The sequence below is a fragment of the Nocardia sp. NPDC058114 genome, from assembly GCF_042884695.1.
Classification (GTDB): domain Bacteria; phylum Actinomycetota; class Actinomycetes; order Mycobacteriales; family Mycobacteriaceae; genus Nocardia.
This window is the reverse complement of record NZ_JBHVTK010000001.1, coordinates 1,708,362-1,734,060: the sequence shown is the minus strand read 5'-3', so window position 1 is coordinate 1,734,060 and position 25,699 is coordinate 1,708,362. Positions and strand designations below refer to the sequence as shown.

The 25,699-nt window shown below is 67.8% G+C and carries 25 protein-coding genes; 14 read left to right on the top strand and 11 right to left on the bottom strand.

Annotation, left to right across the window (positions count from 1 at the left end; translation table 11 throughout):
• Nucleotides 1–229 precede the first annotated feature (229 nt).
• From ACFVVI_RS08040 to ACFVVI_RS08005, 8 genes are all read left to right on the top strand, one after another.
• On the top strand, nucleotides 230–970 hold the full coding sequence (locus ACFVVI_RS08040) for an IclR family transcriptional regulator (RefSeq protein WP_378991964.1): 741 nt from the start codon (nucleotides 230–232) through the stop codon (nucleotides 968–970).
• 321 nt (nucleotides 971–1,291) lie between these two features.
• Nucleotides 1,292–2,374 carry an ABC transporter substrate-binding protein gene (locus ACFVVI_RS08035; RefSeq protein WP_387444244.1) on the top strand — a complete coding sequence of 361 codons (1,083 nt, stop codon included), beginning with the start codon at nucleotides 1,292–1,294 and terminating at the stop codon, nucleotides 2,372–2,374.
• The gene (locus tag ACFVVI_RS08030) at nucleotides 2,371–3,234 is read left to right on the top strand and encodes an ABC transporter ATP-binding protein (protein WP_378991960.1); all 864 of its coding nucleotides are present in this window, start codon (nucleotides 2,371–2,373) and stop codon (nucleotides 3,232–3,234) included. The genes ACFVVI_RS08035 and ACFVVI_RS08030 overlap by 4 nt, the downstream gene beginning before the upstream one ends.
• Nucleotides 3,227–4,123 (top strand): ABC transporter permease, encoded by an 897-nt coding sequence (locus ACFVVI_RS08025; protein WP_378991959.1) that lies wholly within the window; start codon nucleotides 3,227–3,229, stop codon nucleotides 4,121–4,123. The genes ACFVVI_RS08030 and ACFVVI_RS08025 overlap by 8 nt, the downstream gene beginning before the upstream one ends.
• 13 nt (nucleotides 4,124–4,136) lie before the next feature.
• Nucleotides 4,137–5,477, top strand: a complete 1,341-nt coding sequence (locus ACFVVI_RS08020; RefSeq protein WP_378991958.1) for an LLM class flavin-dependent oxidoreductase — start codon at nucleotides 4,137–4,139, stop codon at nucleotides 5,475–5,477.
• Nucleotides 5,478–5,585: 108 nt separating this feature from the next.
• Nucleotides 5,586–6,521, top strand: a complete 936-nt coding sequence (locus ACFVVI_RS08015) for a TauD/TfdA dioxygenase family protein (RefSeq protein ID WP_387444240.1) — start codon at nucleotides 5,586–5,588, stop codon at nucleotides 6,519–6,521.
• Nucleotides 6,522–6,615: 94 nt separating this feature from the next.
• Nucleotides 6,616–8,208, top strand: a complete 1,593-nt coding sequence (locus ACFVVI_RS08010; RefSeq protein ID WP_387444238.1) for an FAD-binding protein — start codon at nucleotides 6,616–6,618, stop codon at nucleotides 8,206–8,208.
• Nucleotides 8,205–8,543, top strand: a complete 339-nt coding sequence (locus tag ACFVVI_RS08005) for a 4Fe-4S dicluster domain-containing protein (protein WP_379315814.1) — start codon at nucleotides 8,205–8,207, stop codon at nucleotides 8,541–8,543. Before ACFVVI_RS08010 ends, ACFVVI_RS08005 begins: the two co-directional genes overlap by 4 nt.
• Here ACFVVI_RS08005 and ACFVVI_RS08000 read toward each other — a convergent pair.
• Nucleotides 8,533–9,252, bottom strand: a complete 720-nt coding sequence (locus ACFVVI_RS08000) for a 2'-5' RNA ligase family protein (protein WP_387444236.1) — start codon at nucleotides 9,250–9,252, stop codon at nucleotides 8,533–8,535. The genes ACFVVI_RS08005 and ACFVVI_RS08000 overlap by 11 nt on opposite strands.
• A gap of 184 nt (nucleotides 9,253–9,436) precedes the next feature.
• Here ACFVVI_RS08000 and ACFVVI_RS07995 point away from each other — a divergent pair, with 184 nt between their 5' ends.
• Nucleotides 9,437–9,778 (top strand): hypothetical protein, encoded by a 342-nt coding sequence (locus ACFVVI_RS07995; RefSeq protein ID WP_378991952.1) that lies wholly within the window; start codon nucleotides 9,437–9,439, stop codon nucleotides 9,776–9,778.
• On the opposite strand, the gene ACFVVI_RS07990 is transcribed toward ACFVVI_RS07995, so the two are convergent.
• A complete protein-coding gene (locus tag ACFVVI_RS07990) occupies nucleotides 9,779–10,180 on the bottom strand; it encodes a YybH family protein (protein ID WP_378991950.1) in 402 nt (133 codons plus the stop codon). It abuts the gene before it with no gap.
• Nucleotides 10,181–10,258: 78 nt separating this feature from the next.
• Complete coding sequence (locus tag ACFVVI_RS07985; protein WP_387444234.1) at nucleotides 10,259–10,825, bottom strand: hypothetical protein; 567 nt, start codon at nucleotides 10,823–10,825, stop codon at nucleotides 10,259–10,261.
• Between the two features lie 784 nt (nucleotides 10,826–11,609).
• Between ACFVVI_RS07985 and ACFVVI_RS07980 the strand changes: the two genes are divergently transcribed.
• Genes ACFVVI_RS07980 through ACFVVI_RS07960 form a run of 5 tightly spaced genes read left to right on the top strand, consistent with a single transcriptional unit; the run spans nucleotide 11,610 to nucleotide 17,644 of the window.
• Nucleotides 11,610–13,142 carry a condensation domain-containing protein gene (locus ACFVVI_RS07980; RefSeq protein WP_387444231.1) on the top strand — a complete coding sequence of 511 codons (1,533 nt, stop codon included), beginning with the start codon at nucleotides 11,610–11,612 and terminating at the stop codon, nucleotides 13,140–13,142.
• A 4-nt stretch (nucleotides 13,143–13,146) separates the two neighbouring features.
• On the top strand, nucleotides 13,147–14,460 hold the full coding sequence (locus ACFVVI_RS07975) for a glycosyltransferase (RefSeq protein WP_387444229.1): 1,314 nt from the start codon (nucleotides 13,147–13,149) through the stop codon (nucleotides 14,458–14,460).
• A complete protein-coding gene (locus ACFVVI_RS07970; RefSeq protein WP_378991943.1) occupies nucleotides 14,457–15,404 on the top strand; it encodes an ATP-binding cassette domain-containing protein in 948 nt (315 codons plus the stop codon). The genes ACFVVI_RS07975 and ACFVVI_RS07970 overlap by 4 nt, the downstream gene beginning before the upstream one ends.
• A 20-nt stretch (nucleotides 15,405–15,424) precedes the next feature.
• Complete coding sequence (locus tag ACFVVI_RS07965; protein WP_387444225.1) at nucleotides 15,425–16,261, top strand: ABC transporter permease; 837 nt, start codon at nucleotides 15,425–15,427, stop codon at nucleotides 16,259–16,261.
• Between the two features lie 9 nt (nucleotides 16,262–16,270).
• Nucleotides 16,271–17,644 carry a hypothetical protein gene (locus ACFVVI_RS07960; RefSeq protein WP_387444223.1) on the top strand — a complete coding sequence of 458 codons (1,374 nt, stop codon included), beginning with the start codon at nucleotides 16,271–16,273 and terminating at the stop codon, nucleotides 17,642–17,644.
• 10 nt (nucleotides 17,645–17,654) lie between these two features.
• Here the strand turns inward: ACFVVI_RS07960 and ACFVVI_RS07955 are convergent, their stop codons facing one another.
• From ACFVVI_RS07955 to ACFVVI_RS07920, 8 genes are all read right to left on the bottom strand, one after another.
• A complete protein-coding gene (locus ACFVVI_RS07955) occupies nucleotides 17,655–19,028 on the bottom strand; it encodes an FAD-dependent oxidoreductase (RefSeq protein WP_387444220.1) in 1,374 nt (457 codons plus the stop codon).
• 92 nt (nucleotides 19,029–19,120) lie between these two features.
• Nucleotides 19,121–19,501: a hypothetical protein gene (locus ACFVVI_RS07950; RefSeq protein WP_387444218.1), complete on the bottom strand. Its 381-nt coding sequence runs from the start codon at nucleotides 19,499–19,501 to the stop codon at nucleotides 19,121–19,123.
• Complete coding sequence (locus ACFVVI_RS07945) at nucleotides 19,491–19,793, bottom strand: hypothetical protein (protein ID WP_378659886.1); 303 nt, start codon at nucleotides 19,791–19,793, stop codon at nucleotides 19,491–19,493. The genes ACFVVI_RS07950 and ACFVVI_RS07945 overlap by 11 nt, the downstream gene beginning before the upstream one ends.
• Before the next feature lie 48 nt (nucleotides 19,794–19,841).
• Entirely contained in the window at nucleotides 19,842–20,645 is an 804-nt protein-coding gene (locus tag ACFVVI_RS07940) for a HEAT repeat domain-containing protein (protein ID WP_387444215.1), read from the bottom strand.
• A 344-nt stretch (nucleotides 20,646–20,989) separates the two neighbouring features.
• Nucleotides 20,990–22,783 (bottom strand): multicopper oxidase family protein, encoded by a 1,794-nt coding sequence (locus ACFVVI_RS07935; protein WP_387444213.1) that lies wholly within the window; start codon nucleotides 22,781–22,783, stop codon nucleotides 20,990–20,992.
• A gap of 239 nt (nucleotides 22,784–23,022) precedes the next feature.
• Nucleotides 23,023–24,285 (bottom strand): acyl-CoA dehydrogenase family protein, encoded by a 1,263-nt coding sequence (locus ACFVVI_RS07930; RefSeq protein WP_387444212.1) that lies wholly within the window; start codon nucleotides 24,283–24,285, stop codon nucleotides 23,023–23,025.
• An 8-nt stretch (nucleotides 24,286–24,293) separates the two neighbouring features.
• Complete coding sequence (locus ACFVVI_RS07925) at nucleotides 24,294–25,298, bottom strand: phosphotransferase family protein (protein ID WP_387444209.1); 1,005 nt, start codon at nucleotides 25,296–25,298, stop codon at nucleotides 24,294–24,296.
• Entirely contained in the window at nucleotides 25,295–25,585 is a 291-nt protein-coding gene (locus tag ACFVVI_RS07920; RefSeq protein WP_387444207.1) for a DUF6285 domain-containing protein, read from the bottom strand. Before ACFVVI_RS07920 ends, ACFVVI_RS07925 begins: the two co-directional genes overlap by 4 nt.
• Between the last annotated feature and the right edge of the window lie 114 nt (nucleotides 25,586–25,699).

The window sequence follows — 25,699 nt, the reverse complement described above, 5'->3', positions numbered from 1 at the left end:
CGTCGCAGATAGTCGGGGTCGAAACCGCTTTCTCCGAGCACAATTCGGCGCGGACCCTCGGCCGCGCGTGCACATTCCAGATTCCTCGCCACCGCGCCGCGTCGACAGGTTTGTTCTCACCCGGATTCGATCGGCGCCTCGTGAATTACTCGCACCGGTGCGCCGAATCATTGCGCCTGGACAGCGTGGTGGCGATAGTTCTCGGCACGTCGTCGACCAGGAGGCCGCCATGACCGCGACCGAACCACCCCGCTCCGGCGCACAAGCCGTCGACCGTGCCGTGTACGTGTTGAACTGCTTTCAGGGCGGGGACCCCGAATTGTCGCTGAGCGAATTGGCGCAGCGGGCCGGGCTCCCGGTGAGCACCACCTTCCGGCTGGCGCAGGCGCTGGTGCGCGGCAGGCTGCTGGAGCAGGACCCGGCAACCGACCGCTACCGGATCGGGCACGGACTGGCGTGCCTGGCCCGTCCCGCGCTGTCACGGCTCGGGCTCGACGACGCGGCGCCGCACCTGTACGCGCTGGCCGCCGGCATCAAGATCACCGTCAGTCTCAGTGTCGCCGATGCCGACGAAGCCCTCACGGTGTTCCAGGCCAGACCACCGATCCACTTCTGCCACAACCAGATTCCGCAGGAGCGGCGACCGTTGAGCACCAGCGCGGTCGGTCACGCGCTGCTCGCGCATGCCTCGGTGGGACTCGACCGCGGCAACGGCGAACTCTTCGACACCATTCGTCGTCGTGGGTTCGCCATCGAGGAGATCGACAGCGACGAACCGATCCGCGCGATCGCCGTCCCGGTCCTCGGTCCGGATCGGCAGGTGTGGGGTGCGATCGGTGTGCAGGCGCGCGCGGTACGTCTGGATCGCGATCTCGTTCGTGCCGTACTGCCCGCCATGCACCAGATCGCGGTACGTATCGGTCCGTATTTCCATACCGCGGCCGCAGGTGAGGGATTCGACGCACCATGATTTTCACGATGTGGAAACAGTATTGCCGAGCCGTTATCTGTTGACGCACTATTGAATACAGGCGGCGTCCCCTACGCCGATCCCGCTCACGAAAGTCTCATCATGATCGAATCCCCCGCGCTCGTCCGCCGTCGTACGGTGGACTTGATGCGCCTGTCCCCCGGATTCTGTCGCAGCTGAAACAGCGGCGGCATTCCTCCGTCGCCGATCTCCACTTTCTCTCATACCCGTTGATCCGCCCTTCGTGTGCGGATCGTCGCGACGTGCGCCCCTGGTGGCCCGTCGCGTGGTCCTCCACGCCGTAGAAAGAATTCGCGAACCATGTTGTCCAATACCTTCCGACGACGTCCGCTGCGTGCGCTCGCCGCCGCGCTCGTCGCACCCGCCGTCCTCGCGGTCGTCACCGCATGCGGCGGCACCGATGCGGTGACGACCGCCGACGGCAAGACCGTGCTGCGCTACCAGGGACAGACCGGACAGGTCACACCGTACGAGCTCGCCGACAACCTGGGCTACTTCACCAAGATCAGCTTTCAGTGGGAGGGCGACACCACCAGTGGCCCGGCCAACATCCAGGCGGCCGCCACCAAGCAGGTCGAATTCGGTAGCGCGTTCAACGGCGCGGTGGTCAAGCTCGCCGCGGGCGGCGCGCCGGTGCAGGCCGTGCTCAGCTCCTACGGCTCCGATGCCAAGTCGTTCACCGGTTACTTCGTGCGCGACAACGCCGGCATCACCAACGCCCGTGACCTGATCGGCAAGAAGGTCGGCGTCAACACCCTCGGCGCGCACCACGAGTTCGTCACCCGCGAATGGCTGCACCAGCAGGGCCTGAGCGAGGCCGAGATCAAGCAGGTCCAGCTGATCGTGGTGCCGCCGGTCAACACCGAGGAGGCGCTGCGCAGCGGTCAGATCGACGTAGGCGCGCTCGGCAGCGTATTCCGGGAGACCGCCGTCGAGCGCGGAGGCTTGCACCCGCTGTTCACCGACAAGGACATTTTCGGCGAATTCGATTACGGCACCTACGTTTTCCGCAAGGACTACATCGCGCAGAATCCCGAGGCCGTCAAGGACTTCGTGCAGGGCACCGCGCGTGCCACCCGCTGGCTGCAGCTCACCCCGCGTGATCAGGTCGTCGCCAAGTTCACCGAGATCATCAACAAGCGTGGCCGCAACGAGAACCTCAAGCTGCTCGACTACTGGCGCAGCCCCGGCCTGCCGGTGCCCGGAGCGGTGATCGCGGACAAGGAGATCCAGATCTGGATCGACTGGCTCGAGCGCAACGGCGAACTGCCCAAGGGGAAGATCGTCGCCAAGGACCTGTTCACCAACAAGGACAACCCTTACGCCAACGGCACCTACCAGCCGACGAGCGGCCCGACCGGAGAGGTGGTGGCCGCGAAATGACCGGCACCCCAGCCAAACTCGCGTTGCGATCAGTGGGCAAACAGTTCGCCGTGCGCGGCACCGACGAGAAGTTCACCGCGATCGACGACATCTCCATCGAGGTCGAAGCAGGCGAATTCCTCGTCCTGGTCGGGCCCAGCGGCTCCGGCAAATCCACGCTGCTCGATCTGCTCGGCGGGCTGAGCAAGCCCAGCTCCGGCCAGATCCTCCTGGACGGAGCCCCGATCACCGGTCCCGGCCTCGACCGCGGTGTGGTGTTCCAGCAGTACGCGCTGCTGCCGTGGCGCACCGCCCGCGCCAACATCCAGTTCGGCCTCGAAGCCAAGGGCATCGCTCGCAAGGAACGCAAGGCGATCGCCGAGCACTACCTGGAACTGGTCGGCCTGGCCGGCTTCGGTGACCGGTATCCGCACGAATTGTCCGGCGGCATGAAGCAACGAGTGGCGATCGCGCGCAGCCTGGCCTTCGATCCGGAAGTGCTGCTGATGGATGAACCATTCGCCGCGCTCGACGCGCAGACCAGAGAGTCGCTGCAGGACGAACTGCTGCGGATCTGGCGCACGACCGGCAAGACGATCCTGTTCATCACCCACGGCATCGACGAGGCGGTGTACCTGGGCCAGCGCGTCGCGGTACTCACCTCGCGTCCCGGCCGGGTGAAGGCCGTGATCGATATCGACATCGACCGCAGTGGCGATATCGATGTCCGCTCCAGCGAACAGTTCCGCGACTACCGCCATCGGATCTGGACGGAACTGCAAAGCGAGGTGAGCCGGGCCCAGCGCCTCGAACTCGCCGCCGACGACAGCACGGCCGCTGCGGCGGTCGCGTCCACCGACAGGAGTCCCGCCCATGTCTAGCGCCGTCCCCCTGCTCGTCCGCCCCGTCGAAGTCGCCGCCGCCGAACCGGCCGCATCGCCGGTTACCCCCATCGCGGCGCCCGCTGCCCGCTCCACGCTCACCCGGGCGGCGGGCTCGGCGGGCAGCGCGGTGCTCCGCATCGCCAAACCACTGCTCGCCTTCGCGTTGCTGCTCGGCGCGTGGGAGTTGGCGCCCCGGTTCGGCCTGGTCGACGAGGTATTCCTCCCGCCGTTCTCCACGGTGGTGCAGGCCTTCTTCGAGTTGGCGGGCAACGGCCAGCTGGCCGAACACACCTCGGCGAGCCTCACCCGCTCGGTCACCGGCTTCTCCTTCGCCCTGGTGATCGCCGTCCCGGTCGGCATCGCCATCGCCTGGTACAAGCCGGTATCGGATTTCCTCAATCCGGTGCTCGAACTGTTCCGCAACACCGCCGCGCTCGCGCTGCTGCCGGTGTTCGTGCTGATCCTCGGCATCGGCGAGACCTCGAAGATCGCGCTGATCGGCTACGCCACGTTCTTCCCGATCCTGCTCAACACCATCACCGGCGTGCGCACCGTCGACCCGCTGCTCGTGAAATCGGCGGTCTCACTGGGCTTCTCGCCACTGCGGTTGTTCCAGAAGGTGATTCTGCCCGCGGCGATCCCGTCCATCTTCACCGGCATCCGGATGGCCGCGGCGGGCTCGATTTTGGTCCTCATCGCCGCCGAGATGATCGGCGCGCGAGCCGGTTTGGGCTATCTCATCACCGCCGCGCAGCAGAACTTCCAGATTCCGCAGATGTACGCGGGGATCGTCGCGATCTCGCTGATCGGTCTCGGTTTCAACTTCGCCCTCGTCGCGCTGGAACGCCGGCTCTCGCGCTGGCGCACCTCACCGACCAACGCCTGATCAGGAGATCACCATGGCTCGCAAGACTTTCCACCTGAACGCCTTCCTGATGGGCGTCGGCCACCACGAGGCCGCGTGGCGCCATCCCCGCACCGACGAACAGCGCGTACTCGATGTGCGCCACTTCCAGGAGCTGGCCCGCATCGCCGAGCGCGGCAAGCTCGACTCGGTGTTCTTCGCCGACACCCTCGCCGTGGGACCGCGGATCGAACGCAACACCCTCACCGTGTTCGAACCGATCACCCTGCTGTCGGCGATCGCCGCGGTCACCGAGCGGATCGGCCTGATCGCCACCGCGTCCACCAGCTACAACGAACCGTTCAATCTCGCACGCAAGTTCGCCTCGCTCGATCACATCAGCGCGGGCCGGGCCGGATGGAACATCGTCACCTCCGGCAATGTCGACGAGGCCTACAACTTCGGGCTCGACGCGATACCCGAGCATGCCCGCCGCTACGAACGCGCCGAGGAATTCGTCGACGTGGCGCTGGCGCTGTGGGACAGCTGGGAAGCCGAGGCGATCGTGCTCGACACCGAGACCGGTGTCTTCGCCGACCCGAGCCGGGTGCACACCCTCGACTACGCGGGCGAACGGTTCCGTGTGCGCGGGCCACTGAACTCCCCCCGTGGACCGCAGGGTCGTCCGCTGCTGGTGCAGGCCGGGTCCTCGGAATCGGGCAAGGAGTTCGCCGCTCATCGTGCCGAAGCCGTGTTCACCGCCCAGCGCACCCTCGACGAGGGCGTGCAGTTCTACCGCGATCTCAAGTCGCGCCTGGCGAAATACGGTCGCGCCCACGACGACTTGAAGGTGCTGCCGGGCCTGGTGCCGTTCATCGCCGACACTGTCGAGGAGGCCAGGGCGCTCGAGCAGGAGTTCACCGACCTGATCTCGCCCGATTACGCACTGCGCCAACTGTCCTCGATGCTCGGCGTCGACCTCACCGCGCACGCGCTCGACGCTCCGTTGCCGCCGCTGCCCGCCGAGAGCGAGATCGAGGGCGGTAAGAGCCGGTTCACGCTGGTCAAGCAACTCGCCGAGACCGAGGACCTCACGGTGCGTCAGCTCATCGGCAAGCTGGGCGGCGGCCGCGGTCACCGCACCTTCGCCGGCACCCCCGAACAGGTAGCCGATGAGCTGCAGAGCTGGTTCGACGCGGGCGCGGCCGACGGGTTCAACATCATGGCGCCCTACCTGCCCGGCGGCCTGGCGGACTTCGTGGACCGCGTGGTGCCGATCCTGCAGGAACGCGGACTGTTCCGCACCGATTACGAATCCACCACCCTGCGCGGCCATTACGGGCTCGCTCCGGTGGAAAGCCAGTTCGCCGAGCAGGACGCACGGGTGAGCGCCTGATGCGCGCCCGCCGACTCGATATCGAGTTCATGCGGGTGGTGAGCAGTTCCTGTCGGGAGTGAGGACTCCCGCACCCCCGCAACAGACTTCCCACGAAGGACCACCGACATGACCACCATCGAAAACCCCAGCGTCGTCACCGCTCTCGAGATCACCCCGGTCGCGGGCCACATCGGCGCCGAGGTGACCGGCGTCGACCTGCGCGAGGAACTCGCCGACTCCCAGGTCGACGAGCTCACCGCGGCGCTGCACCGGCACAAGGTGCTGTTCTTCCGCGACCAGCAGATCGGGCACACCGAACAGATCGCGTTCTCGCGCCGCTTCGGCGCGGTCACCCCGTCACACCCCTACGACGACGACGCGCCCACCGAGCACCCCGAGATCCTGGCTGTCGACAGTCGCCTCTACGAGAAGAAGTTCGGCCGCAAGAAGTTCAGCTACACCAACCAGTGGCACACCGACGTCTCGCCGCTGATCAACCCGCCCGCGGCCTCGATCCTGCGCGCCGAGATCGCGCCGGAGACCGGCGGCGACACCCAGTGGACCAACCTCGCCGCGGCCTACGCCGGGCTGCCGGAATCGCTGCGCACCTTCCTGGACGGGCTGCGCGCCGAACACCGCTTCGGCGGCCGGATCCCGCCGTGGGAGGCGGGCAGCGAGTACGCCCGCAAGATCGCCGCCGCGCCGCTGGTGACCGAACACCCCGTCGTCCGCGTCCACCCGGTGACCGGTGAGCGCGTGCTGTTCGTCAACCCCGGCTTCACCACCAGGATCCTGGGGCTGACCCCGCCACAGAGCGATGCCCTGTTGCAGCTGCTGTTCGACGAGATCTCCCATCCCTCCTACACCGTCCGCTTCCGCTGGAGCAAGGGCTCCATCGCGTTCTGGGACAACCGCGCCACCGCGCACCTGGCCCCCAGCGACCTCGACCACCTCGACGTCACCCGGGTCCTCTACCGCACCACCCTCGAGGGCGACATCCCGGTCGGCGTCGACGGCCGGTCGTCCACCCCGATCGCCGGCGCGAAGTTCACCGGCGCCTGAGAACCGTTGCGGTGCCCGCGTCCTCGATGCGGGCACCGCATTCTCGGCCCTCGGTGGCCACCACCTCCCCGCGCGACACACACAGGAGCACACTATGACCGAACCATGGCACACCAGGACCGACGTGCTCGTCATCGGCGGCGGTCCCGCGGCATCCTGGGCCGCGATCCACGCCCGCGAGGCAGGCGCCGAGGTGATCCTGGTCGACAAGGGCTACTGCGGAACCAGCGGCGCCACAGCACCTTCGGGCACCGGTGTCTGGTATGTCGCGCCCGAGGCCGAGGCCCGCGCCAACGCGAAAGCGAGCAGGGAAGCCCTCGGCGGCTACCTCGCCGACCACTACTGGATGGATCGCGTCCTCGATCAGACCTACGTCAACATGAACCGGCTCGCCGTCGAGGGCCGCTACCCGTTCCCGGTCGACCCGGCCACCGGTGCGCAGTTGCGCACGGGCGTCCAGGGGCCGGAGTACATGCGCCGGATGCGCGCGTGGCTCACCCGGCTCGGCGTCCAGGTCCACGATCACTCCCCCGCGCTGGAACTGCTGGTCGACGAAGCGGGCGCGGTGCGCGGCGCGGCGGGTTACCAGCGTCAACTCGACCGGGACTACCGGATCACCGCGGGAGCGGTGGTACTCGCGACCGGTGGTTGTGCGTTCCTCTCGCGTGCCCTCGGCACCAACGTCGACACCGGTGACGGCGCGCTGATGGCGGCCGAGGCCGGCGCGCGATTCTCCGGTATGGAGTTCTCCAACGCCTATGCCATCGTGCCCAAGGGTTCCACCATCACCAAGACCGCCTACTACGGCTACGCCACCTTCTTCGGCGAGGACGGCAGGGTGCTCGAGGAGGCGGGGTCGACGAAGGGCCGCTCGGTGATCGCCCGAACCCTCCTGCAGGAGAAGGTGTTCGCCCAGCTGGATCGCGCGGACGAGAGCGTGCAGGCGCAGATGCGGGTCGGTCAGCCGAACTTCTTCCTGCAGTTCGACCGGCGCGGCATCGATCCGTTCACCGACCGATTCGAGATCGACCTGCTCGCCGAGGGCACGGTGCGCGGCACCGGCGGCATCGACGTGGTCGACGACGACTGCGCGACAACAGTTCCCGGCCTCTACGTCGCGGGGGACGCGGCCACCCGCGAACGCATCTGCGGTGGTTTCACCGGAGGCGGGAGCCACAACGCCGCGTGGGCGATGTCGTCGGGAAGCTGGGCAGGCACGGGCGCCGCCGAACATGCTGTGACAGCGACCCGATCCACCGGTGCGGTGCACGGCATCGGCGGGGTCGGCCTGCGCCCCGGCGACGCACCGTCGGTGACCGCGGCGGAAGTCGTCGCCGCCGCGCAGGACGAGCTGATCCCCTTCGAGAAGAACTACCTGCGCCACGGTGACCGGATGCGCCCCGCACTGGCTCGCCTCGACGAACTGTGGGACGTCGCGGCAGCCGGTCTCGGCGGCGGAACCGGCGACGAGCGGGTCAGGGCCCGGCAAGCGGCGGCGATCACCGCGGTCGGACGTCTCGTGTACCGATCCGCGTTGGCGCGCACCGAGACTCGCGGCATGAGCAAGCGCGCCGATCATCCCGACCTCGACGCGGCACAGCATCACCACCTGCACTCGGGCGGTCTCGACCAGCCGTGGGTCGATCCGTCGGACGCGCACAACTCGGGTCTGGCGGTGGCGTCGTGATCGAACTACTGCGCGCGCAGGACTGCATCGGCTGCGACAAGTGCGTGAGTGCCTGCCCCACCAACGTCTTCGACCGCGTCGACGGCGGGATCCCGGTTATCGCACGGCAATCCGATTGCCAGACCTGCTTCATGTGCGAGGCGTACTGCCCCACCGACGCGCTCTACGTCGCGCCCGAGGTGACCCCGCTGCCGCCGGACGCGCCGGTCCCCACCGAGCACATCGGTCGATATCGGGAGAAGCTCGGGTGGGGACACGGGCGCATCGCCGGCGCCCAGCTCGCGGTGGGGCCGCGGCTTCCGCACGGCGCGCCGCCGCCGCGGCTCAACTCTTGAACGCGGCCACCGTCGGCTGCCGCAGCGGACCGAACAGCGGGTCGTCGAACACGCTCCGCTCGACGACCGGGTCCGGCTCCCGCAACAGCTCGGCGGTGCTGATGTCGGACCAGTCGTAACGTCCGTCCTCGCACTGCATCTCGACCATCGAGACCGCCGAGACGGTGTCGTCGAGGGCGAAGTCGGCGAACCCGTCCTCGGCGAGCGCGGTGCGGATCTCGTGCACCGGTGACGGGTGGGTCACGTGGGCCAGCGCCAGGTAGGGACGCAGCGGCTCCCCGAAATCGGGGATCCGCTCGCGGATCCACACATCGGTCAGCGCATCGGTCAGATCCGCGCGCACCCGCAGCAGTTCCTCCGACACAGTGACCGGCAGCCGGATCGTCTCGGCGGTGACCTCGGGCGGCCCGAAGGCGAGCTGGAACGGCGCGAGTTCGGCGAGCAGGTCGCGGGCGCCCGCCACCAGCGCCGCCAGGTGCACCCCTTTGACCCCGTCGGCGAACCCGATGCCCTGCACGCCGATCCGCAGCCGGGCGGCATCGACCTGTTCGAGTCCGGGCAGGCGTGACAACGTGGGCGCGAAGATCTCGACCAGCTTGTCGGCGACCGGCTGGGTCGGCATGATCTGCCAGTTGTAGAACGAACGACCCGGCGTCCACCCCGGACGCCACCACCAGCGACTGGCAACAGTCATTTCGCTCGCGATCATCGTGCGCCACCTCCCGATCTCGGCCGACCCGCGGGTGAACACCCGGCTGGCCGGTCGTCCGCCCGACACGATCGGCACCGATGCTGCGATGCCAGTTACCTCACAGCGACGGTATTCCCGGTGTGATCGGCGGGCAACCTGGTGAGACCGTTCCGTTGTGTCTTCGACGCACTACACTGACGCCATGCCTGTTCGACGGCTGATCACGCTCTCCGCGTTCGCCCTCCTGCTTCCCCTCACTGTTTCCGCGTGCACGATGACCGGACCCGGTACCACCTCCGAATGCAGTGTGAGCGGGTGCACCGTCACCTTCGATCGTGGAGTGAGCGCCAAAGCCTCGGTGCTCGGTATCGACGTGGAGCTCGTCGCGGTGAACGGTGACATGGTCACCTTGAGCGTCGGCGGTCAGCAGATCACGGTTCCGGTCGGCCAGTCGCAGGCCAGCAACGGGACCGATGTGCGGGTCAGCGAGGTGACCGACGACAAGGTCGTCGTCGTCTTCGCGACCGGCCTGAACCCGAACTGATCATCCGGGCACGTTCGACCGTTCTCCCGCTTCGCTGACCACCCAGGGCGCGTTCGGTTGATCGAGAATCCAGCGCCAGCTCCCGTCGGGTTGCCTGCGCGCCACCTCGACGGTCGCGCCGGTGCCTCCCGGCAACCGCGACGACGTCAGCGCCAGATCGCCCGCGAGCAAGGCGGGCGCCTGGTGCCCGGGTTGGAACACCGGTCGATCGGCGACCAGCCGCGCGTACGCCGCCCGTATCTCGTCCACGCCCGTCGCGACGACACCGTCGGGCAGTGCGAGCACCGCGTCGGACTCGTACAGCTCGACGAGTCCGTCCACATCACCGGCGTTCAATCGCTCGACCACCAGCCGACTCAGATCCTCCGGGCGCTGCGCACGTTCGCGCATCTTCTCGGCCATCGCCACCCTCCCTCGACTCGGGTTGTGCGACAACGGTAACGCCGGGGTCCGACATGAATCGGACACTCGGCACGGAGGTCAGGGGTGGTCGTACATCGTCACCGCGAATCGGTGCCAGTTCCCGTCATAGGGGGTGTAGACGGGCTGATATCCCGCACCGCCGTGATCCGGCGGCGGAGTTCCCGGCGGGAAGTAGGCCAGACCGCCCACAATCGCCATGTCGTCGATAGTGAACTGGCACCCGCCGTCACTGGACCTGACCCTGTCGGTCCGAATGACCCCGAACCACTCTTCCTCCGATTCCCGGCAGCTCTGCGCGGCATCGGTCATCGCGTCGGCCGACAGCCACCACCCGACTTTCTCCGGCACCCCGAACCACACCAGACCCAGCCCGGCGATCACCACTACCGGCGCGACGGCGACGGCTCGGTACTCCCGATACCGAGCACACCCGATCGGCGCCAGAATCATCCACGACAGCCCGCAGGCCAGCAGTATCAGTACCGCGAGAACCCAGCCGAGAACGTCGATGTGCGTGGCATCGACCACTAGCATCAGCGCGATCGCCCCCATCGCGGCCCCGGTGGTGACCCGCATCGCCACCGACCATCGCCGTGGCGCCCGAACCGTCCCCACCGTCGTCATCAGCCCACTCTACGAGCGCCCCGCCCCCGCAGTGACGGCGAAACCCCCGAAGGCCAACGGCCTCCAGGGGTTTCGCGGACACCACGTGATGTCAGCCGATCACAGCGGCGGGAATCCCGACGATCCGGTCGCCATCCAGTTCCAGAACTCGGTGACGCGGTTGAGGACCAACGCCATGATGTCGAGGGCAGTGCTTCCCATTGTCTTCCTTCACATCCGAACGAACACTTCGCGCGTTCACCATAGCAACCGGCATCGAGTGAGCAACGTTGTGATAACGGACAGATGACAGCGACCATGATGGTCTCCGGTGACGAGCCTGATCGCCGTGACCGGATGAATCCGGCAGCCGATCATCGGATGCACCGGTCGCCATATAGCGAAATGCCCATATGAAACGCGCCAGGTGAACGCCAGGGAAACGCACCTGTAAAGACGGCTGCCGACAGTGTGATGGTGCCTACAAAAATCATCCCATCCGGAATGAACAAAATATAGACAGACAATCACGTACCCGAATACGGCCTTTTCCAACCCCGATGCAGGACAGGTGAATCCGTGCCGCAATCGCAAAAAGCAGCAGGCAACAGAGTTTTGTTCAGCTAAACCGTGATGCCCATCACTGTGCCGCTCTCAGCAGAATCACATATACGATCAATCTCGCCGAGGCTTCACGGAAATGTTTTCACCGCCGAAGTTCAACGCAGCAGGTGACACAGTGCGGTGTTCTCCTCCCCCATCCTTCCGCCGCTTCGGCATGCATTCGTCACGAGGTGAACCGGTCATGGAATACACCCACCTGTCCGAATTCGAAATCCGTTCAGGCGCTTTGTCGATGTGGACGCCCGAGCTCGCCGCCGACGCGTGGCAGCCCGACGATCGCCCGCTCACCAGCGTGCACGCCGATTACTGCGCGAGCGTCGATCCCACCGATCCGCTGCCCGGTCGCGGGCGCTGGATCGGCACCGTCTTCGAGATGGACGCCCCGCTCGACGGTCCCACCTGGCGTGAGACGCTGCGGCGCTGGCATGCCAGGCACGAGGGTCTGCGCACCACGGTGACCACTGCATCGGCGGGCGAGCCGCGCAGACTCGTCGCCGCGCCCACCGCCGTCGATATCACCGAACAGCCCGTTGCCGACTGCACCGACGGTACCCGGATCAACGAATTCCTCAGCGGCACACTCGAAGAGCGCCTGTCGCCACTGGTGTGGCCGCACTGCCTGGCCGCCACGGTCGAGCACGCCGCCACCGGTGACTTCACCGTCCTCGTCGCGGCCGATCATTCCGTGATGGACGCCTACGCCCAGGCCATCCTGATCCTCGAACTGCGCACGCTCTACCGGGAGGTCATGGCGGGCGAGGCGTCGCGCGAGTCGGTCACCTTCGGTAGCGCGGCCGACTTCGCCGTCCTGGAGCGAGCGAGCGCGGCCGAACTCGGTCCGGATTCGCCCGCGGTCGCGACGTGGCGCGAATTCCTCGCCGACGGTGCCATGCCGCGCTTCGCCCCGCAGGCCCAGCGGCCCGCGCGCGCGGATCTGCCCCAGCCCAGTGTGTCGCGACGGCTGCTCGATCTCCCCGAACTCGAGCAGGTCGAAGCGGTCCTCGACCAGGTGCGCCACCGGATGTCGGTGGCGGTGTTCGCCGCGCTGGCGGTGGCCAATCAGCGGCGGTTCGGCGCGGACCGGATGCGTACCGCGATGCCGATCGCGACCCGCCCCGATCTGCGCTGGCTGGAGTCGATGGGCTGGTTCGTCAATGTGGTCCCGGTCGATATCGCGCTCACCCCCGGTGTCGGCATCGCCGGAGCCATGGATCTGGCGCGGGCCGCACTGCGTCGTTCACGCACCGCCAACGACGCCTCCTGGTCGCGCGTCCTCGACCTGCTCGATGTCGCCGAGACGCCGCGTTTCGGCATCTCCTTCCTCGACATCCGCGTACTGCCCGGCTATGAATTGGTCGCCGACCTGCGCGGACGGACCCTGCGGGCCGAGTCGTACTCGGCCGACGAGGTGTTCCTGTGGGTTGTGCGCGCCGCCGACGGCCTGTACGTGTCGACACGGTATCCCGCCGGCTTCCCCGCCGAGGTCATGGACGAGTTCCTGACCGCGTTCGGTCAGGCACTGTCGTCGATCACGGCCGCGGTGCACGCGGATCCGGCGGTCGACCAGGCCGGCGCCGGACAGCCGTCCGCAGCGGTTCGTGCGGGGTCGGCGGCCGACGGACTGCCGCCGTCGGTCGTGGCGGAAACACCGATGCCGACCGATGCCCGAGCTCTGCGAGCCGGCACGCTGCGTGTCGCCGTGCAGGCGGGGTGAGCGGATGCGCCCCCTGTTGGCCTTCACCGGCAGCCGAGGAGACGCCCAACCCGGCATCCTGCTGGCTCGTGCGCTGCGTGCGCGCGGTCACGACGTGACCTTGGCGCTCGCCCCGAACCTCGTCGCCTTCGCCCGTGACCACGGGGTTGCGGCGGTGCCGTTCGGCTGCGATACGGCCGACCTCTTGGTGGCGCAGCGCACCGATCGACGGTTCGCCGGCCGCGATCCGCGCGCCCGGCTACGGGCGCTGTTCGATCTGCAACGGCGTGGCGTGCCCGAGCAGCTTCACGACCTGCGCACACTGGCACCCGGACATGACCTGGTGGTCGCGGGGATGGCAGGCGAGGAAGTGGCCGAGGCGGTGGCGCGGGCGCTCGGACTGCCGTTCGCGGCGGTGCACTTCTTCCCGATCCAGCCGAACAGTACGGTCCCGGTCGCGCCGGTGCGCTGGGCCGACCGGCTTCCCGGGTTCGTGCACCGATGGGGCTGGTCGCTCCTGGCATGGGCACGTGCGGCCGCGTTGGCCCCCGTTCTGCCGAGCGGGCGGCCGCCCGCTCGCGCGGCGACAGCGTCATCGGTAGCGTCCGCCGAAGCTGGGGCGACTGCGCGAATCCAGGCCTATGACCCGCGGCTGTTCCCTGGTCTGCGTCAGCAGTTGCCGGGCCCGTTCACGGGATTCCTGACCGATGTGGACGGATTCCTCACCGGTGTACCAGGTTTCGCGAGCCACGCACCTGCCGCCACCGCGGCCGAGGATCTCGATGCGTGGCTCGATGCGGGAACCGCGCCGATCTATGTCGGGTTCGGTTCCATGGATGTCGGCGATCCGGCTGCCTTCGTCGCGATGTTGCGCGAGGTGTGCGCCCGGCGGGGCCGTCGGCTGCTGCTGGCGTCGGGCTGGGCGAGGATCGATCCGGGATTCGAGGATGCCGTCGCGATCGTCGGTCACATCGACCACGCTCGGATACTGCCTCGTTGCGCCGTGGCCGTGCACCACGGCGGCGCCGGCACGACGGCGGCCGCACTGAGAGCAGGTGTGCCGCAAGTGATCTGCTCGGTCCAGGCCGACCAGCCCTACTGGGGCCAGGCGTTACGGCGACTCGGTCTCGCGGCCACGATTCCCGCGACGAAGCTCACCGCCGAACGCCTCGACGCACTACTCGACCAGGTCTCGCGTCCCGACGTGGTCGAGCGAGCGGCCTCCTGGGCCGCCGGTTTCACCACCGACGGTGTCAAGCGAGCCGCCGATGCCGTCGAGGCGCTGCGGGGTTCGCCGGACGCCCCTGAACTGCTCCATTCCGCCGGGAGGCAACTGTGAGTACCGACATCGCCATCCGCACCACCGGTCTCGGCAAGTCCTACGGCGATTTCACCGCCGTCGGCAGCGTCGACCTCACCATCGCGGCGGGGACCGTGTTCGCCCTGCTCGGCCCCAACGGCGCGGGTAAGACCACCACCGTGCGCATGCTCGCGACCCTGGTCCGTCCCGATCGCGGCTCCGCCGAGATCTTCGGCTACGACATCACACGCGACGCGACCGCCGTGCGCTCGATGATCGGGCTCACCGGCCAGTACGCCTCCGTCGACGAAACCCTCACCGCCGGTGAGAATTTGCGGCTCTTCGGGCGCTTGCTCGGGCTGTCCCGCCGTGATGCCGCACGCCGCAGTGCCGAGCTGCTCGAGGAGTTCGAGCTGTCGAAGGTCACCGACCGGCCGGTGAACCAGTTCTCCGGTGGTATGCGCCGGCGGCTCGATCTGGCGGCGACGCTGATCACCGATCCGCCGCTGATCTTCCTCGACGAGCCGACCACCGGACTCGACCCGCACACCCGCGACAAGATGTGGGGCGTGATCCGGCGTCTGGTCGCCCGCGGCGCGACCGTTCTGCTCACCACGCAGTACCTCGAAGAGGCCGACGCGCTGGCCGACCGGATCGCCGTCATCGACCGCGGGACGATCGTCGCCGAGGGCACTGCGGCCGAGTTGAAGTCGTCCATCGGCGATCAGGTGTTACGCCTGGAACTCGCCGACCCCGCCCGATCCGCGCACGCCGAGGCCATCATCGTCTCGCTCACCGGCGAGGTACCGGAAGGGTCGTCGGCGGGCATGCTCACCGTCGCACTCACCGATGCGGGCACCGCCGCCGATATCGTCGCCGCCTGCCGTGGCGCGGGCATCGCACTGCGCGGGTTCGCTGTCGACCGTCCCGATCTCAACGAGGTCTTCCTCGCGCTGACCGGCACCGACCGCGTCGCCGCCTGATCCGAAAGACCGAGGCCACCATGACTGCCACCATCGCCGAGAGCACCGTCGAGCTCACCGCAGCACCGACGATCGACCGCCGTCCCCGGATCACCCATGTCAGCCTGCGCGCCTCGCTGTTCCAGTCGCTGATGATGGCGTGGCGCGGTCTGCTCACCTTCCGGCACAGCCCGCAGTTGCTCTACGACGCGCTGCTGCTGCCCATTGTGGGGCCGTTGCTGTTCGGCAGCATCTTCGGCACTGCCATCGCGGGCAGCATGCAGGCCTACCTACCGATTCTGATTCCCGGCGTGCTGGTGCAGATCGTGCTGACGTCGTCGGTCGCGACCGGCGTGCAGTTGTCCGAAGACATTCGGTCCGGGGTCTTCGATCGGTTCGTCGCCATGCCGATCGCCCGATCCGCACCGGTCGCCGGAGCGCTGCTGGCCGGGGCGACCCGGTATGTCATCGCCGCGACCACGGTGGTGATCGTGGGGGTCGCAATGGGGTATCGGCCCGATCATCCGGTCGGGTTCGCCGCCGGTGCGGTGCTCGTCGTCCTGGCCACCACCGCGATCAGCTGGTTGTTCGCGTTCATCGGCGTCACCGTATCGAGACCCGCCGCGGTCCAAGGCATGTCGATGCTGGTGCTCACCTTCCTGAGCTTCGCGTCCAATGCCCTGGTGCCCGAGTCGGCGATGCCGACCTGGCTGCGCTATGTCTCCGATTACAACCCGGTGTCCTATCTGGTGTCCGCGGTGCGCGGGCTCGCCGAGAACGGCGTCATCGGCACCGACGCCCTGTGGTCGGTGGTGGCCTCGCTCGTGATCGCCGCCGTCTTCGCACCCCTGACCGTCCGCACCCTGCGTGCTCGCTGAGGAGTTCTGATGACACTCACCATGTCGACCCCGCCCGTCATCTCCCGGGTCGGCGTCAACCGGCTCACCGCCGACGACGACCTGTTCCTCAAGCTGCACAGCCTCTACGGCAACGCCCTGGTCAATCAGCTCGCGTGGCGGTTCGACGAGCCCCTCGACCCCGCACTACTCGCCCGATTCCACACCCGATTGACCCAGGGTTTCCTGGCCCGGCGCGTGCAACCGACCCGGGTGCCGTTCGCCCGTCCCTACTGGCTGCCCGCGACGGAATCGCTTCCGCTGGTCTGGGATTCGGTGCCCGTCATCGACGAGGAGATCCTCGATTGGTACTTCGCGCAGAGCCGGGTCGACTTCGATCCCGAGACCGGTCGGGTGTGGCGACTGTCCGCGGCGCCGACCACGGCGGGTGGGACGCTGGTGTCGCTGGTCACCTCGCATGTGGCATCCGACGGCGGCGCGGTGCTGTTCGCCGTGGGCGACGCACTGGCGCGGCTCGATGAGAGCCCGGACGTGACCACCGGTTCGGGCCTGCTTGTCGGGACGCAGCCGCGGAACACCCTGGGTGCGAATATCATCGACGCGGGCCGCCAGCTACGTGCGGTCGCACACGGGATTCGCGCGGCGATCGCCACCCGTGGCGTCATCGAGCCGGACCGCAACCCTCGCCCCGCGCTGCCCGAGCTGCCCCTGCCGGCCCAGTGGTCACCGGCGGATCTGGTGGTCCAGGTCGATCTCGCGGAGTGGAACGCCGCCGCCACACGGCATTCCGGCACCACGAACGGGCTCCTGATCGCCCTGGGCGCCGGTCTCCTCGGGCGCAGCGGGCGCGTCGGTGACACCGCCGGCATCCGCGTCGACATCCCCCATTCGATGCGCATCCCCGACGACCCCCGGGCCAATGCCACCACCGGCCTGCCGATCTCGGTCACCTACCGCACCGGCGAACGCATCGACCTCGCCGCCGTTCGCTCGGCTGTGAAGCGCGCGGCTACCGCCTATCGCGACCCGGCGACCACGCCCGCTCTGCAACACCTCCAGCCGTTGCAGATGATCCTGCCCCGTTTCGTCCTCCGTCGTTTCGCGCGCACCGCCAAGGCCCCAGAATGCCTGTGCACAAACCTCGGCGAAACTGCTAGTGGCGTAGCCGATTTCGCAGGTCATCACGCCTCCGCCGTCCTCATGCGGCCTGTCGTCTGCACCAACGACACCGCCATGTTCCGCCGAGTGGAGGTAGGTGTGAATCTCTCCTTCTCCACCGACGGCCACACGGTCACCTTGGCTGTCACCGGCGCCGACCCTGACCGCTTTCCCAGCCGCACCGCCCTGCGTGAGCTGCTGACGGCAGAATGCGCGTCGTGGGGTCTCGCCCCCGACTTCTGGTGACTCCTCCGCGTCAGTGACCCGTCGCCACCGCACGCACAGCCGCCCGAGCCGCGACGAGGACGGGGTCCCATACCGGGGAGAACGGTGGGGCGTAGCCGAGGTCGAGCGCGGTCACCTGTTCCACCGTCATCCTGGCGGTGAGCGCCACTGCCGCGATGTCGATTCGCTTGGCGGCGCCGGTGTAGCCGACGATCTGCACGCCGAGCAGCCGCCCGGTGCGACGTTCGGCGAGCATCTTCACCGTCATGGGTTCCGCGCCGGGGAAATACCCTGCGCGACCGGTGGATTCGATGGTGACGGAGTGGAACTGCAACCCCGCCCGCCTAGCGTCGTCCTCTCCCAGGCCGGTCCGCGCCACCTCGAGGTCGCAGACTTTGCTCATGGCGGTACCGACCACGCCGGGGAAGGTGGCGTATCCGCCGCCGACCCCTGATCCGATCACCTGCCCGTGCTTGTTCGCGTGGGTGCCGAGCGGAATGTGGCGCAGCGAGCCCGACACCAGGTCCAGCACCTCCACGCAGTCACCGCCGGCCCAGATGTCGTCGTATCCGCGCACGCGCTGAGCGAGATCGGTGAGCAGACCACCGCTCTCCCCCAGCGGAAGCCCGGCCCGACGCGCCAGCTCGGTCGCCGGTTGCACGCCGATCCCGAGCACGACCACATCGGCCGGGTACTCGGTGTCGGCGGTCGTCACGGCGCGGACCCTGCCCTCCTCCGAGGTCCGCATTCCGGTTACCTCGGTACCGCGAACGACCCGTATTCCCATCCCCTCCATGGCTTCTCGCACGCGCGCACCCATATCCGGATCCAACGTGGACATGGGTTCAGCGCCCCGAGTGACCATGGTGACCTCGAACCCCCGACGCACCAACGCCTCAGCCATCTCGACACCGATGTAGCCCGCACCCACCACAACGGCTCTACGCCCGCCGGCAGACTCCAGGCCTTCGATCAGCGCCTGCCCGTCGTCGAGGGTCTGCACTCCGTAGACCCCCTCGGCGTCGATCCCGGGCAGTGGCGGACGGATCGGTGTCGCCCCCGTGGCCAACACGAGCTGGTCGTAACCCGTCCACGCTTGTGCGCCGGTGTCGAGATCGCGAGACAGGACCCGTCGCCCCACCGGATCGATCTCGAGAGCCTCGGTCCGCATCCGCAGGTCGATGTCACGAGCGCGATGTTCGGCCACCGAGCGCGCGATCAGATGATCGGCATGGGCAACGTCACCGGCCACCCAGTACGGAATCCCGCACGCCGAATACGAGGAATGGTGCCCCTTCTCGAACACCACGATCTCGAGCTCACCGGCATCGCGCAATCTCCGCGCCTGCGACGCCGCCGCCATCCCCGTCGCATCCGCCCCGACAACCACCATCCGTGCGCCCATGCCACCACCGTACGAGAGCCTGTCGTGGTTTCGGCCACCAGCACCGCGAGTCGCCGGTTCACGAGTTTCACGGACCGAGGCCGTCGAAGATCCTATGAGTTGTCGGATCCACCTACGCCCAGGCGGGTTCCCTTGCGTTCCAACCACTCCCAGATCAGCTCGGCGGCCGATTCACCATCGCGCAACGTTGTCGATGCCAGTTCGTCGAGGGAATCGGGTGAGCGGATCTCGAGGTAGAAGTCGGTGTCGCTGTGACGGTAGGTCTGGATGAATTCAGGGTGGTCAGGACGGGATACCGTCATAAACGGGCCGCCGCGACTGTATTGCAGTTTGCTGATCCAATAGCTCAGCTGGGTGCGGGTGAGTGTGGTCAGGGTGCGCCCGCCGACCGTCACGTCCAGATTTCTGTGTATCGCCGGCGCTGTTTCCGGCAGTACGTCGGGCCATTCGTGGCCGGTGTTGTCATTCTTCATCCGGATACCCCCAGTCGAAAGCCACGCGGGCCTGCGGGACGAGCGCCGTCACCCGACGAGTGAGGCGATCTTCGAAAGCCTCACTCCAGCGGAAGAATCCGCTGAAGATCACCGGGTAGTCCGAGTCCGCGCGGACGAACAGACCGTCCTCGGTCTCCCCCATCCAGACGAACACCTCGTCTTCCAGCCGCTCGTCCTTGAACACTTCGACGAGCAAGTCGGTCATTCCCACCCACTCGCGTTCGTTCGCGAGCCCCCGAACAGTCAGGGCGACATCGATATTCACTGACACCGGACGAAACTATCGCCCGCCACCGACAACGTTTCTCGAGCTGAACGCTCAGGATTCGCGCGCGGCGATCGCGGCTTGGATTCTGCGTAGCGTGCGCAGGCCCTTCTTCGCGGCGACGCTCACCATGCCGTCGAAGACGGTGGAGCCGCGATCGTTGGCCATCAATCGTTCCAGTGTCGGCACGGCGCGATCGTCGCCGGTCGAACCGAGGGCGACGGCCGCCCAGTACCGCTTGTCGGGATCGTCGCCCGAGGCCGCCTCGATCAGCCTCGGGATGATGCCGGGAGCGAACTCCGACAACGCACTGGCGATGTAGCCGATGCGGTAATAGCGGCGGTTCTCGAATTCGTCCCAGAGCGCTGCCAGTGCCGCGTCACCACCGATCATGCCGAGCGCTTCGGCGGTGCGTTCGCGCATTCCGCTGATCGAGTCCTGCAGCAGGGGCGCGAGGGCCGGGACCACCGCTTCGTCGCCGAGGACGCCGAGGGCGATCACCGCCTGGTCTCGGGCGATGTCCTGTGGGTGGTCCAGCATCGCGACCAAGCCGGGAACCGCATCGCGGATGCCGAGGGCCGCGCAGCCCATCGCGGCCCATGCCTGGCAGTTGTAACGGGTGTCGGCGAGGGACGCGAGCAGGGGTTCGCGCAGGGTGTCGTCGCCGAAGACCTCCGCCCGGTTCAGCGCCCTGCTGTAGAGCGACCGATGGTAGTCGGGATAGTCGCGAACGAGCGCGCGCAGCGTCTCCTCGGCGGATGCATCGCCGTCCTCAGCCCGCACGAGCAGGAGCCGCAGATTGTCCTCGCGGGTCTCGAGATCGCCGTCTTTCAGGAGTCGCACATCAGCTGGGTTCACCGCGCAACGGTACCTGGCGATCAACCGGATACTTGGCAAGCCGCAGGTCACAGGGCCGGCCCCCCTTGGCGGGAACCGCGACCCTTCCTTTCGCCACAGCACCACACCCGCCGCCGGCAGCACCGCGGTCGCCGCGAGTGCGGAATCGGCAGCGCGGGGTTCGGTCTCGGCATCGCTTATGACTCAGTGGTTTTCGGAGTCACACAGCCATCCGGGCCCGCGATGGCCGCGTACGCCATCGCGACCTACGGTAACGCGCGGTGCGCCATCATGTGCCGGTGACTCGGAGCCACCGAGCGCAGGTCACCGCGTCGCGACCCCGTTCATGCGCCGATCTCCACCCGCTACGGCACAATGCGGTATCGCAGCATCATGTCGTGGTCTTCGTGGTCGAGCAGGTGGCAGTGCCAGACATAGCCCTGCAGCGCACTGGTCGCATGGTCGGAGTGCCGGTGGTCGCCGTGATCGTGGCCCCCGGCGAGCTCGGTCGGAACCCGGCGCGGGAACGTCGCGTCCGGATCGAAGCCCAATTCGGCCGCGGTCGGGAACCGGACGATGATGCTGGTGACGGTGCCGCCATCGACGCGAACGATGTCTTTGCGGCCCGCTTCCCACGGCTGCGGCGGCTGCATCGGACCGGCTAGGAAGCCATCGGCCAACGGCGCCCACCTGGTCCCGATCGGTGGCTGCGGATGCGCGCTCTGATAGTCGAGAGTCCGCAGCGGCGTCCGGCCGAGAATGCGAAAAGTGACCAGGTGCAAGTGGATCGGGTGCGGATCGGGCGTGATGTTGATGATGTTCCACTGCTCGACGGTGCCCTGCCGTGGCATTTCGATCTCGGGACTGGTGAAGGTGAGGTTGTTGAGCGACATGATCGCCGGCGGCACCCGCAGTTCGTAGGGCTGACTCACGGTGACATCGCGAATCACCGTCGGTGTCTCGATCGGCGGCACCATCGGCGGCTGAAATGCCCCGCCGCGCAACCGTTGCGGCACGCCGCCGGACCAACCGGGCCGATCCTGCACCCGGAACTGGCAGAACCTCGGCATCGCGACCTCGCCGAGGATCGCGGCTTGGGATACCGGTGCTTCGTCGTTGCACAGCTCCACGGTCTCGCCCGGCGCCAACTCGGCGAAGTCGACGAGCACGTCCACCCGTTCGCCCGGTGACAACCGCAACTCGCGGACGGCGACCGCGGCGTCGAGCAGCCCGTGATCGCCGCCGATCACCCAGAACCGCATCCGGTTGCCGAAGAACAGATTCCACACACTGAACGACGCCGCGTTGAGCACCCGGAACCGGTACAGACCACGGGCGACCGGCAGGTACGGCCAGATCTTGCCGTTGACCAGACCGATGTCGCCCACCGCACCGCCCTCCCATCCGCCTGCCGGCACGATCGGAGTCGAACGGACCGACTGTTGCCCAGCGGCGGTGAACAGTTTCTCCTGCAGGACGAGGGGAATCTCGAACTCGCCTGCGGGCAGGCCGAGCGGATTGCCGGGTTCGCCGGTGTCGAATTCGTCGCGCAGCAGCAGCATTCCGGCCAGCCCGGCGTAGACGTTGAGTCGGGTGATACCCATGGCGTGGTCGTGATACCAGAGGTGTCCTGCGTCCTGGGCCAGCGGGAATTCGTGGTCGATGCCGCCGCCGGGATAGACGAGTTGCTCCGGGTGCCCGTCGCTGTCGGGCGGTGTCACACCGCCGTGCAGGTGCAGCGATGACGGTGCGGCGGTGCGGAAACTCGCTGCGACGCCGTGCAGGCTGGTGTCGACGTCGTCGGCGAGCGGGTGGGTGGTCAGGCGATTCTCGAACCGCAGCCGCAGTGCTGTGCCCACCGGATGCTCGATCGTCGGGCCCAGATAGCTCAGGCCGTTGTAGCCGAGTGCCGCCGATTCCGGCAGGTCACGGTGGAAGCGATGGGTGGTGGTCGAGGCGATGAGATCGAGCCGGGTGCCCCGCAACACGGGCAGCCGGGGTAGCTCGTCGACGAACGGTTCGACCTGCGGGGAATGAAACAACAGTGGACTTCGTACGCCGGGCGGGAAGGCCGAGACCGGTATTTCGAGCAGCGCCGCGCCGAGCAGACCCGCCCCCGCTGCGCGTAGCAACCGGCGGCGGTCGATCGGATGTTCCATGGTCGAACCCTTTCCGGGCGGCACCGTTGCCCACCCGAACGGGGCGACCATACCACCAGGTATGGCTATCCATACCAATTCGAATGGAACCGGCCGGGTCGATCCTCGGTGCGTGAAACACCCGCGCACCGGGGCGAACTCACGAATCGACCGACTGGGTGAGGCCGTAGACCGTGGTGCCGCCGACGCTGACCACGGTGTAGTTCGCCTCGACCCAGGCGGCGATAGAGGAGGCTGACTCACACCCCCTTGACCGCGGTTCGGTCCATGAACCCGAACAGGTACCCGGCCACCCGCCGCATCTGAATCTCCTCCGCCCCCTCGGTGATGCGGTAGCGCCGATGGTGCCGATAGATGTGCTCGAAGGGCTTGTGCCGCGAGTAGCCGAGACCACCGTGCACTTGCATGGCCCGGTCGGCGGCTTCACAGCACAGCCGGTTGGCCCAGTAGTTGCACATCGAAACCTGTTCGGAGGCAGCGAAAGTGCCGTAGGTGTCCATGGACCAGGCGGTCTTGTGAACGAGCGCGCGCAGCATCTCGCACTGTGTGTGCAATTCCACCAGCGGGAATTGGACGGCCTGGTTGACTGCCAGCGGCTTGCCGAAAGGCTTGCGCTCCTTGGCGTAGGCGACGGACTGGTCGATGCAGTACTGCGCCGCACCGAGACTGGAGGCCGCTTGGCGGATCCGGTTCTCGTTGAAGAAATGCTGGACGACGCCGAGCCCGAGACCCTCCTGCCCGAAGATCGCCGAACTCGGGACCCGCACCTCGGTCAGCGAGATGCGCGCGTGGTCGGTGGGCATGTTGAAGGTCCAGAGGTACTCCTCGATCCGGAAGCCGGGCGCGTCGGTCGGCACCAGGAACGCGGTGATGCCGTGTCCGTCGCCGGGTCGCCCCGCGGTGCGGGCGAAGATCAGATCGGCGTCGGCGATGTGGACTCCGGTGTTCCAGGTCTTGGCGCCGTTGATGATCCAGTCCTCGCCCGCCCGGACAGCGGTGGTCGCCATGTGGGTGGCGTCGGAACCGTGATCGGGCTCGGTGATGCCGAAGGCGAAGAACTTGGTGCCCGCGGCCAGCCCGTCCACCCACTGGGCCTGCTGGGCCGGGGTGCCGTACTCGAGCATCAGCAGCAGACCCACATTGTTGGCGACGATGGCGTGCTCGTTCTGCAGGTCGCAATGCAGACCGAGCCCCCGTCCGGCCAGGTGCTCACGAATCACGGCCATCCCGAGATTGGTGCCGTCGCGCCCGCCGAACTCGCGTGGGAAGGCATAGCGGTAGTGACCCGCGGCATCGGCACGACGACGCGCTTCGGCCAGTAGTCGCTCCCACTCCGCGGTCGGCAGGCCGCCACGGTCCCAGTCGGTGCGGGCGTCCTCACGGCGGTGGTCGAAGAAACGAATGTTGTCGGCCTGCTGCTCGAGCGGGACGATCTCGGCTTCGATGAAGGCATCCAGCTCGGTCAGATATCCGGCCAGATCTTCGGGCAGTTCGAAATCCACTGTCTCTCCTAACCTTTCGCCTCGGGACGAATCTGCATGAGCAGGTCCCACTCGATTTCCGAAACACGACGTCCGCTGGCGGCCATGACGATGTCGCGCACGCTGCCGTCGACATGCGCGGCGGCCTGGGCGGCCAGGCCGACGCCCCAGGCCAGCGTGCCCATCACCTTCCACCAGCGGAATCTGTCGAGGTCGAAGTCACCGCCCGCGGCCTGGTAGCCGCGCAGGAAGCTCGCGCGGTCGGCGAAACCGCCGAACTCTCGTTCGTCCGCACCGAAGCGCCACATCCGCAGCGCGGGCCAGGCGACGTCACGCATCGGGTCGCCGAAACGCTGAGCGCCCTCCCAATCCAGCACGGCCCGCAAACCGTCGGCGGCGACGACGATATTGCCGTTGCGCAGGTCGGTATGCAGCAGCGCGGTGCGCGGCGGCGGGCCAGGGAGCCGCTGTTCCAGCCAGCGCAGCGCCAGCTCGAACACCGGCCGGTCGCCGAGCAGCACACGCACGTCCGCCTCGGCCGCGGCGAATAGGGCCGCGGCCGGATCGGCGCCCGCGGCGGGCACGGTGCGCGGAGCGACGGCCGGATCGATGGCGTGCAGCCTGCCCATCGCCTCGCCCCACTCGCGGGCCACCGTCTCGGCGGTGCCCGCGGCCGCGATGAGGCGTAATACCCTGCGCGGGACGGTCTCCCCGGCCACGTGCTCGCTGACAACGAACGGCTCGCCCACCACGGCCGGATCCGCGCAGACCGCCACCACCGCGGGCACCGCCACTCCGTGCGTGCGCGCCAGCTCACGCACCGCCGCCTCATCCTCGACCGACATGATCTGCACGGCGGCAGGCACGAGCGTGGCGACCAGCTTGCGGGCCCGCTCCCCCTCGACGTGCGCGGTGAAGCCGACATTGCGTCGGCGCGCACCGGCCGAAAGGTACTCCAGCTCGTCTACTCGCGTAGGCGCGGCCCAGGTCCAGGTCAGGAACTCGGCCAGACCTGCGACGAGATCGGTGGTCACTGCCCCTCCCAGCTGTCGTAACCGGGTTTGGCGATCGCCAGGTCGGCGCGCACCACCTCGACAAGCGCCTGCCACAGGGCGCGCTCGTCGTCGGCCGCGGCGAGTAGTTCGTGTTCGTGCCGCGTCGCCGCCGGCGCGAGATCGATCTCGCGCCGCACGATCCTGGCCAGATTCGCCCCCACCCGCGCACGGTGCTGCAGCGCGGGTGGCAAGGCCGGCAGCAATGTGTTCTCCAGTAGTTCGGCCAGGGACTCCAGCAGCTCGGCTGCGGGTGGTTGATTCTGCACAGTGACACCTCTGGCGCTGCCGCCATCGTGAACGAACTCAGCGTTTTGACTCGAAGGTGAAGCTACGGCAGATCGCGCAACGAGACAATAAGAGACTCAAAGCCTATATATCTC

Excerpts from the sequence above, each read along its gene's own strand:
- ACFVVI_RS08030 (WP_378991960.1), top strand. The coding sequence starts at position 2,371 with ATGACCGGCACCCCAGCCAAACTCGCGTTGCGATCAGTGGGCAAACAG.
- ACFVVI_RS08025 (WP_378991959.1), top strand. The coding sequence starts at position 3,227 with ATGTCTAGCGCCGTCCCCCTGCTCGTCCGCCCCGTCGAAGTCGCCGCC.
- ACFVVI_RS08015 (WP_387444240.1), top strand. The coding sequence starts at position 5,586 with ATGACCACCATCGAAAACCCCAGCGTCGTCACCGCTCTCGAGATCACC.
- ACFVVI_RS07965 (WP_387444225.1), top strand. The coding sequence starts at position 15,425 with ATGACTGCCACCATCGCCGAGAGCACCGTCGAGCTCACCGCAGCACCG.
- ACFVVI_RS08010 (WP_387444238.1), top strand. The coding sequence starts at position 6,616 with ATGACCGAACCATGGCACACCAGGACCGACGTGCTCGTCATCGGCGGC.
- ACFVVI_RS07985 (WP_387444234.1), bottom strand. The coding sequence starts at position 10,825 with ATGACGACGGTGGGGACGGTTCGGGCGCCACGGCGATGGTCGGTGGCG.
- ACFVVI_RS08020 (WP_378991958.1), top strand. The coding sequence starts at position 4,137 with ATGGCTCGCAAGACTTTCCACCTGAACGCCTTCCTGATGGGCGTCGGC.
- ACFVVI_RS08000 (WP_387444236.1), bottom strand. The coding sequence starts at position 9,252 with ATGATCGCGAGCGAAATGACTGTTGCCAGTCGCTGGTGGTGGCGTCCG.
- ACFVVI_RS07955 (WP_387444220.1), bottom strand. The coding sequence starts at position 19,028 with ATGGGCGCACGGATGGTGGTTGTCGGGGCGGATGCGACGGGGATGGCG.
- ACFVVI_RS07980 (WP_387444231.1), top strand. The coding sequence starts at position 11,610 with ATGGAATACACCCACCTGTCCGAATTCGAAATCCGTTCAGGCGCTTTG.
- ACFVVI_RS07975 (WP_387444229.1), top strand. The coding sequence starts at position 13,147 with ATGCGCCCCCTGTTGGCCTTCACCGGCAGCCGAGGAGACGCCCAACCC.
- ACFVVI_RS07990 (WP_378991950.1), bottom strand. The coding sequence starts at position 10,180 with ATGGCCGAGAAGATGCGCGAACGTGCGCAGCGCCCGGAGGATCTGAGT.
- ACFVVI_RS07960 (WP_387444223.1), top strand. The coding sequence starts at position 16,271 with ATGACACTCACCATGTCGACCCCGCCCGTCATCTCCCGGGTCGGCGTC.
- ACFVVI_RS07935 (WP_387444213.1), bottom strand. The coding sequence starts at position 22,783 with ATGGAACATCCGATCGACCGCCGCCGGTTGCTACGCGCAGCGGGGGCG.
- ACFVVI_RS07995 (WP_378991952.1), top strand. The coding sequence starts at position 9,437 with ATGCCTGTTCGACGGCTGATCACGCTCTCCGCGTTCGCCCTCCTGCTT.
- ACFVVI_RS08040 (WP_378991964.1), top strand. The coding sequence starts at position 230 with ATGACCGCGACCGAACCACCCCGCTCCGGCGCACAAGCCGTCGACCGT.
- ACFVVI_RS08035 (WP_387444244.1), top strand. The coding sequence starts at position 1,292 with ATGTTGTCCAATACCTTCCGACGACGTCCGCTGCGTGCGCTCGCCGCC.
- ACFVVI_RS07950 (WP_387444218.1), bottom strand. The coding sequence starts at position 19,501 with ATGAAGAATGACAACACCGGCCACGAATGGCCCGACGTACTGCCGGAA.